A 14,451-nucleotide genomic window follows, 5' to 3' on the forward strand; every position below is an offset into this window, starting at 1 on the left:
CATGTCCGACGAGATCCGCCACGACATCACCCGCGCGCAGGCAGAAGATGCCGTGCGTACCCTGTTGCGCTGGGCCGGCGACGATCCGGCGCGGGAAGGCCTGCTGGACACCCCGCGCCGCGTGGTCGATGCCTACGGCGAGTGGTTCGCCGGCTACCAGCTCGACCCGGACGACTACCTGCGGCGGACCTTCGAGCACGTCGGCGGCTACGACGGCATGGTGGTGCTGCGCGACATCCAGTTTGAAAGCCACTGCGAGCACCACATGGCGCCGATCATCGGCAGGGTTCACATCGGCTACCTGCCCAACGGCAAGGTGGTCGGGATCAGCAAGCTGGCGCGGGTGGTCGAGGCCTACGCGCGGCGCTTCCAGGTGCAGGAGAAGATGACCGCGCAGATCGCCGATTGCATCCAGCGCGCGCTGCAGCCGCTGGGGGTGGGCGTGGTGGCGATCGGTTCGCACGAGTGCATGACCACCCGCGGCATCCACAAGCGCGGCGTCGGCATGGTGACCTCGCGCATGCTCGGCAGCTTCCAGGAGGATGCGCGCACCCGCACCGAATTCCTGCAGTTCATCGCGGTCGAGTCCGGCCGCGTCGGCTGAGCGGCGGCGGCAACCGGCGCGATCGCGATCATGTTCAACCCGTCCCTGCGCTGTACCGCTTTTTCCGGCGTCACCCGCATCGCCAGCGGCGAGTTGCGGCATGTGGCGATGAAGGCCAAGCAGGCGCATGACGCCCATCCGGGGCGGCCGCTGCGGGTGTTCGGGGACGCCGGTGCGGCCTTGATCGAACTGCCGCTGGATCTGCCGGCGGCCGATCTGCTGCGCTTGATCGAACAGTCCGAACCGTCGGCGGAGGGCGTGGCCGCGGCGCGGCCCAGGCGCCGTCCGGGCCGCCCGCGGCTGGGCGTGGTGCCGCGCGAGGTGACCCTGCTGCCGCAGCACTGGGACTGGCTGTCGGTACAGCCCGGCGGCGCCTCGCTGGCGCTGCGGCGCCTGATCGACGCGGCGCGCCTTGCCGACCCATCGCTGGATCGAAGGCACGCGGCGCAGGAGGCCACCTATCGCTTCCTCGACACCCTGTCCGACTGCGGGCCGGCATTCGGGGACATCGCCCGCGCCCTCTACGCCGGCGAAGCCGGTCGCTTCGAAAGCCTGCTGCTGCGGTGGCCGGAAGACGTGCGCGAACACGCCCTCTGGCTGGCGACGGATGCGTTTGCGGCGTGAGCCGGCAATCTATCCGCAGCTGATCCGCGCGATCTTCCCGCCCGCGTCCTTGACGACGTTCAGGCGGTCGAAGCGGTAGTCCATGGTGACGGGATCGTTCTGGCCGTAGGCGCGGACGCTGGCGGCGCCAGCCTTGATCCGGGCCGCTTCGACATTGGCGGGCGTGGCCGGCTGGCCGATCAGGCTGCTGGCGGCGTCGGCGTTGCAGGCCTGCCGCTCGGGTGAGACGGCCGGCGAATCCGCCGCAGGCTGCCCGGCGCAGGCCGACAGCAGGAGGATCGGGAGGCACAGCGACAGGGCGCGCACGGACATCTCCTGAGTGGGGTGTCCCATCCTGCCGGCGCCAACGTGAACCGCGCTTGCATGGCTTTCGGCAGAGGGGCGCCGGATGGGCTGCGGTTAGGATGGAGGCCTGAGTCTGACCTGGAGCCGTCCATGATTCGCCAATGCCTGCTGCCCCTTGCCCTGCCGCTGCTGATGGCCGGCAGCGTCGGTGCCCATGCCCAGCATGCGTCCAGCGGCATCCAGCCGCCGCAGGACACCCCCTATCCGGGCACGATCCGGCTCGAAGTCGATGCCACCAACCTCAACCAGCGCATCTTCAAGATTCGCGAGACGATCCCGGCCCAGCCCGGCGAGCTGACCCTGCTGTATCCGATGTGGATCCCCGGCGGGCACACGCCGCGCGGCGCGATCGACAAGGTCGCCGGCATCACCTTCCATGCCAACGGCCAGCGCCTGACCTGGAAGCGCGATCCGCTGGACGTGTCCGCCTTCCACGTCACGGTGCCGGAAGGCGCCACCGAGGTCGTGGTCGAATTCGATTTCCTCACCCCGACCGCGCCGGGCCAGGGCCGCGTGGTGATGACGCCGAACATGCTCAACCTGCAGTTCATCTCGACCGCGCTGTATCCGGCGGGGCATTACATGCACCGGATCATGTTCGACACCCGCGTGACCTATCCGGCCGGCTGGACCGCGTTCACCGCGCTCAGTGAAGAAGGCCGCAGCGGCAACACGGTCAATTACGAAGACGTGCCGTTCGACATCCTGGCCGATTCGCCGGTATATGCCGGACGCTACACCCGCCAGATCGACCTGACCCCGGCCGGCAGCCAGCGCCCGGTGCGGCTGGGCGTCGTGGCCGACGCGGCCAAGTATCTGGAAGCCAAGCCGGAGCAGGTCAAGGTCCACAAGGTCATGGTCGAGCAGGCGTTCAGGCTGTTCGGCGCCCAGCACTTCGACCACTACCAGTTCCTGTTCTCGCTGTCCGACCAGATGGGCGGCAACGGGCTGGAACACCAGCGCTCCAGCGAGAACGGCGTCGGCACCGGCTACTTCACCGACTGGAAGGAAAAGATCGGTTTCACCGACCTGCTGGCGCACGAATTCACCCACAGCTGGAACGGCAAGTACCGCCGTCCGGCCGACCTGTGGACGCCGAACTTCAACGTGCCGATGCAGGACAGCCTGCTGTGGGTGTACGAGGGCCAGACCCAGTACTGGGGCAACGTGCTGGCCGCGCGCAGCGGCATGCGCCCGCTGCCGGCCTCGCTCGACGCGCTGGCGCTGGTGGCGGCGACCTATGCCGAAAACCGTCCGGGCCTGGACTGGCGCAGCATCCAGGACACCACCAACGATCCGATCATCGCCAGCCGCGCCCCGCGCGCCTACCGCAACTACCAGATGAGCGAGGACTACTACTCCGGCGGCCAGATGATCTGGCTGGAAGCCGACGCCCTGATTCGCGCCGGCACCGGCAACCGGAAGTCGCTGGACGACTTCGCGCGCGCCTTCTTCGGCGACAACGACGGCGAATGGAAGGTGCAAGCCACCTACACCTTCGACGACGTGGTCGCGACCCTCAACGGCATCTATCCGCACGACTGGGCAAGCTTCCTGCGCGAACGGCTCGACGGCCGCAAGGGCCTGACCGGCGGCATCGAGGCGGCCGGCTGGCGGCTGGTGTTCAAGGACACGCCCAGCCCCTATGCCAAGGGCAGCGCCAGCCCGCGCTGGGGCGGCGCCGATTTCGTCTATTCGCTGGGCCTGATGATCGGCAAGGACGGCAGCATCATGGACGTGCGCTGGGACAGCCCGGCCTTCAACGCCGGCCTCGGCAGCGGCACCAGCGTGATCGCCGTCAACGGCCAGGCCTATTCGCAGGAGGTGCTGGAAGATGCGGTCAAGGCGGCCAAGGGAACGACCGCGCCGATCGAGCTGCTGGTCAAGGAATTCGACCGCTACCGCACCGTGAGAATCGACTACCACGACGGCCTGCGCTACCCGCATCTGGAGCGCATCGAAGGCAGGCCCGACTATCTGACGCCGATCCTGACTGCGAGAAAATAAGCGCGACAACCGAGCGCAACGACGCCCGCGCAAGCGGGCGTTGCTGCCCGTGCCGGGCGAACAGGAACCCGGAGGCGGTGTCGCCGCAGTGTTCTACCGGGCAGGCGTTCCTGCGTATCATGCTCTGGACTGATTGAAAGCAGGCACGAATGACGCCGGATGCCGTACTTGTGCTGGAAGACAACAGCGCCGCGCAGAAGCGCGCCTGTCGGCTGCTGCGGGGTAGCATTGCAGGCGATCTGCGCATCGACGTCGCCGGCAGCCTCGGCGACGCCCGCCGGCTGGTCGAACGGGGGGCTGCCTATGGACTGGCATGGATCGATGTGCAGCTGCCCGATGGCAACGGCGTCGAATTCATCGGCTGGCTGCGCGTCGCCCGGCCCTTGCTGCCGGCGGTGATCGTGTCGAGCTGGGCGGAGGAGGGCACCATCCTGGCCGCGTTGCGCAACGGCGCGATCGGCTATCTGCTGAAGAGCGCCGAAGATGCGGAACTGGCCATGCAGTTGCGCTGCCTGCAGCGCGGCGGTGCGGCCATCGATCCGGTGATCGCCCGCCGCCTGCTGGCCTTGTTGCCGCAGGCGCAGCCGGCTCCGCCTGCGGACGAGGCGATCCACCTGTCCGCGCGTGAAACCGAGGTCCTGCAGATGGTGGCGCGCGGGCTGACCAATCGTGAGATCGCCAGCAGCACCGGCCTGTCGCGGCTCACCATCGAAACCCATACCCGGAACATCTACCGCAAGCTGGACGTGGGCTCGCGCACCGAAGCCGTGTTCGAGGCGCATTCGCTGGGCCTGTTGCATTGAGGCGATCGGTTGCCGCGCTGCTGTTCGTACTCGGCCTGCTGCTGTGCGGGCGCGCCGTTGCGCAGCCGGCGCCGCTGGTCATCACCCAGGCGGAGGCCGTGCGCGGCCAGTGGCACGACGCCGCCCCGCCCCGCGAGGGCTGGGCGCCGGTGACCCTGATGGACCTGTGGCAGGCGCGCTGGCCGGATCACGACGGCGTGGTCTGGTATCGCCTGCGCTGGCAGCAGGCCGATGCGCGACAGCCGGTTGGCCTGCTGCTGGAATACCTGAGCCTGGCCGGCGCGGTGTACGTCAACGGGCAGCTGGTGGCGCGCGACCGCTCGCTGGTGGAACCGCTGTCGCGGGCCTGGATCATGCCGCATTACGTCCTGTTGCCGGCATCCCTGCTCCAGCCCGGTGAAAACCATCTGCTGGTGCGCGTCTCCGGCCGGGCCGCCTACCAGCCCGGGCTGGGCGCAGTGCGCGTGGGTGACCCGCTGCAGGTGGAGGCGCAATACCGCCGCGAACGCCTGCACCGCTTCGATCTGCAGATGCTGGACACCGCCATCGGCGCGGTGCTCACCGCGTTGTTCGGCATGTTCTGGCTGCTGCGACGCCAGGACACGGTGTACGGCTGGTATGCGCTCAACGGCCTGTTCGGGCTGCTGTATGGACTGAACTGGGTGCACGACAGTCCGTGGCCGTTTCCCACCACCGATGGCTGGCAGGCCTTCATCGGCGGCAGTTTCGTCGCCATGGTGTCCTGCTATCAGGTCTTCTTGCTGCGCTTCGCCGATCGCCGCTGGCCGCGCGCGGAGCGCGTCCTGCTGGCCATGGCCGGCCTGACTTTCGTGATGGCCCTGCTGTTCCCGGACTGGATGGGCCCGCATCGCAACCTCTACCTGTTGCCGATGATGGCGCTGTCGTATGCCGCCAGCGTGGGCTTCGTGCTCTGGGCGCTGCGTCGTGGTCGGCTCGACCAGAAAGTGCTGGGGCTGTGCATTTTCGTACCGTTGCTGACCGCGCTGCATGATGCCGGAGCCTATCTGGGTTACATCCACGCCAATGCCTTCATCGGTTCGTTCGGCTCGCCGCTGGTGCTGCTGGGCATGGGGTTCGTGCTCGCCCACCGCTTTGCCACCACCATGCGCCGGGTGGAAGGGTTCAACGCCGAATTGAAACAAGAAGTGCAGGCCGCCACCGCGCAGCTGGCCACGACCTTGAACCGGCAGCATGCGCTGGAGCTGGCGCACAGCCGCGCCGGCGAGCGCCTGCAGCTGGTGCGCGACCTGCACGACGGCTTCGGCGGCACCCTGGTCGGCACCATCGCGCGCCTGCAGCAGGCGCCGGAGGACACGCCAAAGGCGCAGATCATCGACGTGCTCAAGGAGATGCGCGACGACCTGCGGCTGGTGATCGACACCACCGCGCAGGAGCAGGCCGACCTGGCCGCGCTGATGGCACCGCTGCGGCATCGCACCAGCCGCCTGCTGGAAGCCGCCGACATCGACGCCCACTGGCGGATGGACGGGCTCGACGGCCTGCATCTGGAGCCGGCGCGCAGCCTCGACCTGCTGCGGCTGCTGCAGGAAGCGCTGACCAATGTGTTCAAGCACAGCCGCGCGCGGCGCGTCGACGTGCACATTGCGCGCGAAGGCGAGCGGTTGCGCCTGCACATTGCCGACGACGGAGTGGGCCTGCCGCTCGCCACCGACAACGTGTTGCGCCTCGGAGGCGGCGGCGCGGGCCTCGCCAGCATGCGACTGCGCGCGCAGCGGTTGGGCGGCGAACTGTACATCGAATCCGCCGCTCCCGGTACCCGCCTACTGCTGGACATGCCGCTGGCGGCGTAGGGCGGTGCGAGCGCGCCCTGCCGCCACGACCATTGCCAACCCCGGCCGGCTCCGCCTTTGCGGAAACGGCGGGGTTGTTCAGGCCGCCCATTACCTGATTTCGTGGATACCCAAACCGCAGCGTGGTGCATAGCGTGCTCCTATCCATCCACAAGGGGACACCGTCATGCGCCACCCATCCACATCACGTCAGTTGCAGCGCCGCCCGCTGGCGCTTGCATTCGCCCTGCTGCTCGGTGCGACCGCCCTGCCGGTCTGGGCAGCCGATCCGGGGTGCGTGAATCCGGACGGCAGCCCGAAAGCCGGCAGCACCGATGTCGGCACCGAGAACGGTCAGGAGAATGCGACCTGTGAAACCACGGCAACCGCGTTCGGATGGAGGAACAATGCCAGCGGAAGCTGGAGCAGCGCATTCGGCATGTTGAACGTCGCCTCGGGGATGGACAGCAACGCCTTTGGTTATCTCAACACGGCCAGCGGCAGGGCCAGCGATGCCTTCGGACGCGACAACACGGCCACCGGGATCGGCAGCGCGGCGTTCGGCCAGGGCAATCACGCCAGCGGCGATTTCACCAACGCCTTCGGGCGGGACAACACGGCTTCCGGGTACATAAGCGCGGCATTCGGCATGAGCAACCACGCCGGCGGCCAATACAGCAGCGCCTTCGGACTCTACAACACGGCCGACAGCTACGCCGGCACCGCGTTCGGATTCGAAAACATCGTAACCGCCCTCGGCCAGGGCGGCAGCGCGTTCGGTCTGCGCAACATGGTCGATGCGATCAATGCCTCCGCGGTCGGGTTTACCAATAGTGCCCTGGCGGATGCCAGCACTGCCTTCGGCTACCGGAACACGGTCGCCGCAGGCGCCTTCAACGGCGTTGCCGTGGGCAACGGCAATACCACCAGCGGCAGCTCGTCCAGCGCGATGGGCATGGAAAACACGGCTTCCGGCATGGACAGCAACGCGATCGGCCGCAGAAACGTCTCCAACGGAAGGGCCAGCAACGCATTCGGACTCCTGAATGTGTCCGGTGGCTACGCCAGCAGTGCGTTCGGCATCGCCAACATCGCCAGCGGTGATTACAGCAGCGCGTTTGGCTACAGAAATTCCGCCGTCGGCATTTTCAGCAATGCGTTTGGATACGGATCGGCGGCGCTGAACGTGGGCAGCACCGCCATCGGCTTCCAGGCCGTTGCCGACCGCGACTACAGCGTTTCCATCGGCAGCGCCGGCAGCGAGCGCCAGCTGATCCACGTCGCCGACGGCACCGAGGATTTCGATGCCGTGAACCTGCGCCAGCTCCAGTCCGCCATCGCCGACAGCGGCTGGAACCTGAGCGCAAACGGCGGTGCGGCAGAAGCGATCAGCAACGGTGAAACCGTCGATTTCGAGGCCGACGACCCCAACGGCAACCTCACCGTCACGCGCACCGGCAACACCATCACCTACGGCTTCAGCAACACCCCGACCTTCTTCGGGTTGACCGTGGGTGGCGGCGGCGGCAATTTCACCATCGTCAACAACACCATCATCAACATGGGCGGCAACGTGGTGGGTGGTGTGGCCGACGGCGTGGCGGCGAGCGACGCGGTGAACAAGGGCCAGCTGGACAGCGTTGCCACGGCGGCGACCAACGCCCAGACCACCGCCGATCAGGCGGTTGCGGATGCGGCCAATGCGCAGGCGACGGCGGACGGCGCGGCCACGGCGGCGGCGAATGCGCAGGCGACGGCGGATACCGCCCTGGCGAATGCCGCCACGGCGCAGGCGACGGCGGAGGCAGCGCAGGACACCGCCGACACCGCGCTCGCGAATGCCGCGACGGCGCAGACGACGGCGGACACCGCGCTGGCGGCGGCCGGCGCGGCGGTGGACAGCGCCAACGCCTACACCGACCAGCGCGAGACGGCGATCCGCAGCGACATGGCGGCAGGCGACGCGGCCACGCTGGCTTCGGCCAACGCCTACACCGACCAGCGCTTCGCGGCCTGGAACGACACCTTCAGCCAGTACCAGCAGCAGGTCGACCGGCGCTTTGCGCAGACCGACCAGCGGATCGACCGGATCGGGGCGATGGGCACGGCGATGACGCAGATGGCGGTGAATGCGGCAATGAGCAACAGCCGGCGCGGACGGATCGCGATTGGCGTCGGCGCGCAGGGTGGCCAGGGTGCGGTGTCGATCGGCTACGGTCGGCGCATCGGCGATCGTGGCTCGTTCTCGCTGGGCGCCAGCTTCGCCCACGGCGAGAGCAGCGTCGGTGGCGGTTTCGGCATCGACCTGTAAGCCTGGGAGCGGAAGTACGGCGCACGGCTGAAGGCATGGAGGTTCGATATTGTTGCAGGTGGGGGCTCAGCCGCGAATGATTCGCATCCGCAAGAAATGCGGTAAACTGCCCCACCCGCCTTCCGACTCGCCCGCATGGCCCTGCGCTGTTTTCGACACCTTGCACTGATTTTCCTGCTGGCCTGCAGCGGGTTGGCCACGGCCGCCGCGCCCGGAGCACAGGCGGAGGTTCGCCAGGCCTGGCAGCTGCTCGACTACATCGGCGTGGATTACGCCGGCGCTGTGCAGGGCGGCAAAGTGATCAGCGATGGCGAATATGCCGAAATGCGCGAGTTTTCCGCGACCACCCGCAGCCGCATCGCGGCGCTGCCCGAGAATGCGCAGCGGGCGAATCTGCTCGCGCAGGCCGAAGCTTTGATCGCGCTGGTGGAGCGCAAGGCCGGCGCGGGCGAGGTGGCCGACCGCGCGCATGCGCTGGCAGGGGCGCTGCTCGCCGCCTACGGTGTGGCCGCCGCGCCGCTCAAGACGCCGGATCTGGCTGTCGGAAAGAGGCTCTACGCACGTGACTGCGCCGCCTGCCACGGCGCGGCCGGACGCGCCGACGGGCCGCACGCGGCCGCGCTCGATCCTCCGCCGATCGCCTTCACCGACGCCGTGCGCGCCGCCCAGCGCAGCCCGCTGGCGCTGTACGAGGCCATCAGCCAGGGCGTGGCCGGCACCGCCATGCCGGGCTTCCCGCAGCTGTCCGAGGACGAGCGCTGGGCGCTGGCGTTCTACGTCGGCGGACTGGCGATGGGCGATGCCCAGCGCGCGCAAGGGGAGCGGCTGTGGAACGCCACCCCGAGCCTGCACGCGACGCTGCCGACGCTGGAAGCGCTTTCGCACGCCAGCCCGGCGCAATTGGCCCAGCAGATGGACATGCAGCAGGCGCAGGCCATCCTCGCCTACCTGCGCGCCAGTCCGCAGGCGCTGGCCGACGCGGCGTCGGCGACCACTCCGGCCTCGCTGGATCTGGCGCGGTCGAAGCTGCGCGACACGCTGGCCGCCTACGCGAACCATGATCGCAGGCAGGCGGCGGCGCTGGCGCTGTCAACCTACCTGGATGGCGTCGAGCCGGTGGAACCCGGGATCACCGCGCGCGATCCCGAACTGCTGCGGGCGATCGAATCGGCGATGGCCAAACTGCGCTCGGACATCGGCAATGGCGTGCCGCTGGCGCAGGTCGAGTCCGATGCGGATCAGGCCCTGGCGCTGTTCGAGCGCGCCGATGCCGCCCTGCAGGGCGGCAGCGGCAGCTGGATGGCCGCCTTCGTCGGCAGTCTCACCATATTGCTGCGCGAAGGGCTGGAGGCGCTGTTGATCGTGGTCGGCATCATCGCCTTCCTGCGCAAGGCCGAACGGCGCGAGGCGCTGAAATGGGTGCACGCCGGCTGGGTCGGCGCGCTGGCCGCCGGTGGCCTGACCTGGGCGGCGGCGACCTGGCTGATCGACATCAGCGGCGCCAACCGCGAACTGACCGAGGGGCTGTCGTCGCTGTTCGCCGCCGTGGTGCTGCTCAGCGTCGGCATCTGGATGCACCAGAAGAGCCTGGCCGGGCGCTGGCAGCAGTACCTCAACGCACGGCTGTCGGCAGCGCTGGGGCGCGGCTCGATGGTTTTCCTGTTCGTGCTCTCGTTCGTCGCGGTCTACCGCGAGGTGTTCGAGACCATCCTGTTCTACGCCGCGATGTGGAACCCGCGCGACGCCGGCGCCATTGTCGCCGGGCTGGCCGTCGGCGCGGCGGGGCTTGCGCTGGTCACCTTCGCCCTGCTGCGGTTGGGCATGCGGTTGCCGATCGGCAAGTTCTTCGCGATCAGTTCGGCGCTGATCGCGGTGCTGGCGGTGGTGCTGGTCGGCAAGGGCGTGGCGGCGCTGCAGGAAGCCGGCTGGATCGGCTTGGGCATGGTGCAGGCGCCGCGCATTGACTTGCTCGGCGTCTATCCTTCGTGGCAGACCCTGCTGGCGCAGCTGGTGGTGGCCGCGGTGGCTGCGCTGGGGTTCTGGATCAACCTACGCGGCGGCAGGGCCGTGGCGCGTCGCGTCTGAAGCCTTTCGCGAACACGCCGCCGGAATCCCGGTGCGATGGCACTGTTTCGCGTGTACCCTGCAATCGGGTTGTCCTGTGTCGGCCGGGCTGGATCGTCTGTTCGACCGCCATTCGACGCAGGTCCGGGGGCATCAGGACGACTGGAACCACTGTCGTACTGGCTGCGGCGCGCGGATTGAGCACGACAAAGGAAGCGAGGGCACATGCGCCAACTGATGCTGCTGCGACACGCGCACGCCGAATCCGGGCAACCGGGGCAGGCGGACATCGATCGCCCGCTGTCCGCCACCGGACGCGACGAAGCCGCGACGGCCGGAGACTGGCTGCGCGAACACGCGCTGCAGCCAAGCCGCGTGCTGTGTTCGCCGGCCGTGCGCGCCCGCCAGACGCTGGACGCGCTGGGCGCGCTGGATTGTTGCGACGTGCGCGAGGAGGCCGCGATCTACGAGGCGACGCCGGGCACCCTGATCGAGCTGGTCGACGCCCACCGCGATGCGTCGCGGCTGCTGCTGGTCGGTCACAATCCGGGGTTGGAGCAGCTGGTCGCCCTGCTGCACAGCGGCAGCTCCGGCCAGTACCGGGGGATGCCGCCGGCCGGAGTCGCGGTGCTGGAGTTCGAGGACGGTGCCACCCCGGAGCCCGGGTCCGCGCGCCTGTCCCGGTTCTGGTGGCCTTGAGGCGATGGCGGAAGGCGTCACGGCACGCCTGACGGGAATCCTGCTTGCCCTGCTGCTGGCGGGTTGCGCCAGTCTGCCCAACGCCCAGCGCGACGATGCGGAGCGGATCGCCAATGCGGCCCGCAGCGAGGTCGTCGATTGCACCCGCGCCGATGCCTGCGCGCTGGATTCGCCGCTGATGGAAATGGCGCGTGCCGAGCAGGCGGCCTCGACCCCGCAGCAGCCGCGCCACCGCGTCCTGATCCTCGACGACGGCCCGGACGCGCTGCTGGCGCGCGTGCACCTGATCCGCAGCGCGCGGCGCAGCATCGAACTGCAGACCTACATCTTCGACGAGGACGATGCCGCCCAGCTGGTGCTCGACGAGCTGCAGGCGGCCGCCTTCCGCGGGGTCAAGGTGCGGCTGTTGATCGACCAGCTCGCCGCGCTGCGCAAGGTGGAGACGCTGGCCGCGCTGTCGTCGCTGCATGCCAACTTCGAGATCCGCCTCTACAGCCCGGTGCTCGACCGCGCCCGGCTGTCGGCGCCGATGTACGCGGTGGCGGCGCTGTGCTGCCTGCGCCGGCTCAACCGGCGCATGCACAACAAGCTTCTGGTGATCGATGGCGACATCGGCATCATCGGCGGCCGCAATTACCAGGACGACTATTACGACTGGGGCGAAGACTTCAATTTCCGCGACCGCGACCTGTTGGTCGCCGGCCCGGTGGTCGCCGACATGCAGGCCAATTTCAACGCCTTCTGGGACGCCCGCCGCAGCGTGCCCGCCGCGCGCGTCGGCGACGTCGCCCGCTATCTGCGCGCGCACGGGCCGCCGCCGGCGCCGCACCATCCCTATCGGCGTCCGCAGCGGGTGCGCACCCTTCTGGCCGACGTGGCCGATCCCCAGACCATGCGCATGCGCTTCGTCGATCCGGCGCTGGACGTGCGCGGCGTGCGCTTCCTCGCCGATCTGCCGGCAAAGCATCGGCGCGACGCGCCGGACGTCGCGGAGACGGCATCGGATCGTCCGACCGGCACCGGCACCGGCCTGCTCGACCTGATCGGCGGCGCGCAGCGGGAAATCCTGCTGCAAACGCCCTATCTCGTCCTGTCCAAGCCCGCCCAGCAGCTGTTCCGGACATTGCATCAGCGGGACGAGCCGCCGCAGGTCCTGGTTTCGACCAACAGCCTGGCTTCGACCGACGCCTTCATCGCCTACGCGGTGTCGTACAAGTACAAGCGCCGCTACCTGCGCGATTTCGGCTTCATGATTCACGAATTCAAGCCGTTTCCAGCCGATGCGCCGTTCGAACTGGGCGCCACCGGCGCCGATCTGATGGGCGGGGACGACGCCACGGGAGACGTGCCGGACCCCGATTCGAACAACCCGACGGATGGCCGGACCGCCGTGACACGGCGGGAACGCAGGCTGTCCGCGCGTGGCCTGACGACCGAGCCGGGCAGTGAATCGGGGCGGCCCTCGCCGTTCGCTTCCTCGGGCGGGTTGCCGGTACGGCTGAAAAGCGCCGGGATGCGCATTGGCCTGCACGCCAAGTCGCTGGTGATCGACGAGCGCATCGGGGTGGTGGGAACCCACAATTTCGACCCGCGCGGCGAAGCCCTCAATACCGAAAGCGCGGTGGTGATCGACGACCCCGCCTTTGCTGAGGCGCTGGCGGACAGCATCCGCCGCGACATGGCGCCGGGCAACGCCTGGACGATTGCCCGCCGCGAACCGTCGCCGATTCTGCCGCGCATCGAATACCACCTGGCGCGGCTGTCCGAGCACATGCCGATCTTCGACCTGTGGCCGATGAAATACGCCACCAGCTACGACTACAGGGTCGGGCCGGATTGCCCCGCGACCGGCCAGGCACAGGATCCGTTCGACCCCGATTTCCACCGTTGCAACCACCCGGCCGGCGATTTTCCCGAGGTCGATCTCGGCCTGAAGTGGCTGGGCGTGCGCCTGTTCACCGCCTTCGGTTCCGGACTGTCCCCGATCTTGTGAGCGCGCGATCCCCAAGGACGGGGGCTGGACGGCCGCGGAGTGCTGATTGACGGGCCGCGTCGACCCGCCTAGTCTGGGGGTTTGCAGCCGACCCATTCCACGGAACACGTTCATGCCGATCACCCTGACTTTCGAGCTCAACGACAAGGATCTCGAGCACTTCCACGCGGCAGCCGAGCGTTCGCGCAAGGCGGCCGAGGGCAAGAGCGGCGAGGAAATCGTCGCCGCCGCCACCAGCATTCTCGAAAAGGCCCAGAAGGCCGGAGTACCGGAGTTCATCCTGCATCGACTGCTGCGCCTGGACGACATGATCGCGATGGTGCGCGACCAGGGCTGGAGCATGCCCGAGGGCGATCGCAAGCGGGTCATCGACACCTTGACCTATTTCGCCGATCCCAACGACATCATTCCCGACGACGCCGGGCCGTTGGGCTTCTTCGACGATGCGGTGATGGTCGAACTGGCCGTCGCCCAGCTGTCCCACGAAATCGACGCCTACGACGAGTTCTGCGATTTCCGCGCGCGCGAAGCCAAGCGTCGCGGCGTGGATCCCAGCACGCTGGGTCGTGAGGCGTGGATGGACGGGCGCCGCGAAGAGCTGTTCGAGCGCATGCACGATCGCCGCGAGCGCGACGTCGGCATGGGCTACGGTCGCAGCAGCGGCTATGCCGACCGTCGCCAATCGTACGTGCGCGCCTGGCGTCCTGGCTCGTTCCGGGTCGGCTGACGCAGTCGTGACCGCCACGGCGTTCCGTTGGCCGGACGAGGCGACGGTCGAGCTGCTCAACGCGCGTTCGGCCGGCACCCTGATGGAAACCCTGGGCATCGTCTTCACCGAGCTGGGCGACGGCTACCTGCGCGCGACCATGCCGGTCGATGCCCGCACCCACCAGCCCTATGGCCTGCTTCATGGCGGCGCTTCGGTGGCCCTGGGCGAAACCCTGGGCAGCAGCGCCGGTGCGCTGATGGCCGGCCGCGATGCGGCGGTGGTCGGGCTGGAAATCAATGCCAATCACCTGCGCGCCGTGCGCAGCGGCACCGTCACCGGCACCACCCGGCCGCTGCACCTTGGCCGCAGCACCCAGGTCTGGGAATACCAAATCGAGGACGAGGCGGGGAAGGCGGTGTGCGTCGGGCGGATCACCCTGGCGGTGCTGCCGAAGCCTCCCGCGTCGTCGCGGCCCTGATTT

The 14,451-nt window shown here is 68.7% G+C and carries 12 protein-coding genes; 11 read left to right on the top strand and 1 reads right to left on the bottom strand.

What is annotated here, in order from left to right:
- Position 1 precedes the first annotated feature (1 nt).
- Positions 2 to 604 carry a GTP cyclohydrolase I FolE gene (gene folE / locus Q0X16_RS01290; RefSeq protein ID WP_297829817.1) on the top strand — a complete coding sequence of 201 codons (603 nt, stop codon included), beginning with the start codon at positions 2 to 4 and terminating at the stop codon, positions 602 to 604.
- A 30-nt stretch (positions 605 to 634) separates the two neighbouring features.
- A complete protein-coding gene (locus Q0X16_RS01295) occupies positions 635 to 1,228 on the top strand; it encodes a DUF2239 family protein (RefSeq protein WP_297829819.1) in 594 nt (197 codons plus the stop codon).
- A gap of 9 nt (positions 1,229 to 1,237) precedes the next feature.
- Here the strand turns inward: Q0X16_RS01295 and Q0X16_RS01300 are convergent, their stop codons facing one another.
- On the bottom strand, positions 1,238 to 1,534 hold the full coding sequence (locus tag Q0X16_RS01300; protein WP_297829821.1) for an I78 family peptidase inhibitor: 297 nt from the start codon (positions 1,532 to 1,534) through the stop codon (positions 1,238 to 1,240).
- 129 nt (positions 1,535 to 1,663) lie between these two features.
- Here Q0X16_RS01300 and Q0X16_RS01305 point away from each other — a divergent pair, with 129 nt between their 5' ends.
- The 9 genes from Q0X16_RS01305 to Q0X16_RS01345 all read left to right on the top strand — a co-directional run bounded on the left by Q0X16_RS01305 (position 1,664) and on the right by Q0X16_RS01345 (position 14,448).
- Positions 1,664 to 3,580: a hypothetical protein gene (locus tag Q0X16_RS01305; RefSeq protein ID WP_297829823.1), complete on the top strand. Its 1,917-nt coding sequence runs from the start codon at positions 1,664 to 1,666 to the stop codon at positions 3,578 to 3,580.
- A gap of 149 nt (positions 3,581 to 3,729) precedes the next feature.
- Entirely contained in the window at positions 3,730 to 4,383 is a 654-nt protein-coding gene (locus tag Q0X16_RS01310; protein WP_297829825.1) for a response regulator transcription factor, read from the top strand.
- Positions 4,380 to 6,215 carry an ATP-binding protein gene (locus tag Q0X16_RS01315; protein WP_297829827.1) on the top strand — a complete coding sequence of 612 codons (1,836 nt, stop codon included), beginning with the start codon at positions 4,380 to 4,382 and terminating at the stop codon, positions 6,213 to 6,215. Before Q0X16_RS01310 ends, Q0X16_RS01315 begins: the two co-directional genes overlap by 4 nt.
- A 166-nt stretch (positions 6,216 to 6,381) precedes the next feature.
- The gene (locus tag Q0X16_RS01320; RefSeq protein WP_297829829.1) at positions 6,382 to 8,505 is read left to right on the top strand and encodes a hypothetical protein; all 2,124 of its coding nucleotides are present in this window, start codon (positions 6,382 to 6,384) and stop codon (positions 8,503 to 8,505) included.
- Positions 8,506 to 8,640: 135 nt separating this feature from the next.
- Entirely contained in the window at positions 8,641 to 10,590 is a 1,950-nt protein-coding gene (locus Q0X16_RS01325; protein ID WP_297829831.1) for a cytochrome c/FTR1 family iron permease, read from the top strand.
- A 204-nt stretch (positions 10,591 to 10,794) separates the two neighbouring features.
- A complete protein-coding gene (locus Q0X16_RS01330; RefSeq protein ID WP_297829833.1) occupies positions 10,795 to 11,268 on the top strand; it encodes a histidine phosphatase family protein in 474 nt (157 codons plus the stop codon).
- Between the two features lie 4 nt (positions 11,269 to 11,272).
- On the top strand, positions 11,273 to 13,261 hold the full coding sequence (locus tag Q0X16_RS01335; protein WP_297829835.1) for a phospholipase D family protein: 1,989 nt from the start codon (positions 11,273 to 11,275) through the stop codon (positions 13,259 to 13,261).
- Between the two features lie 112 nt (positions 13,262 to 13,373).
- Entirely contained in the window at positions 13,374 to 13,988 is a 615-nt protein-coding gene (locus tag Q0X16_RS01340; protein ID WP_297829837.1) for a DUF1232 domain-containing protein, read from the top strand.
- Positions 13,989 to 14,070: 82 nt separating this feature from the next.
- A complete protein-coding gene (locus Q0X16_RS01345; protein ID WP_297829881.1) occupies positions 14,071 to 14,448 on the top strand; it encodes a hotdog fold thioesterase in 378 nt (125 codons plus the stop codon).
- Positions 14,449 to 14,451: the final 3 nt, after the last annotated feature.

It is taken from the genome of Thermomonas sp., assembly GCF_025993755.1.
GTDB lineage: Bacteria > Pseudomonadota > Gammaproteobacteria > Xanthomonadales > Xanthomonadaceae > Thermomonas.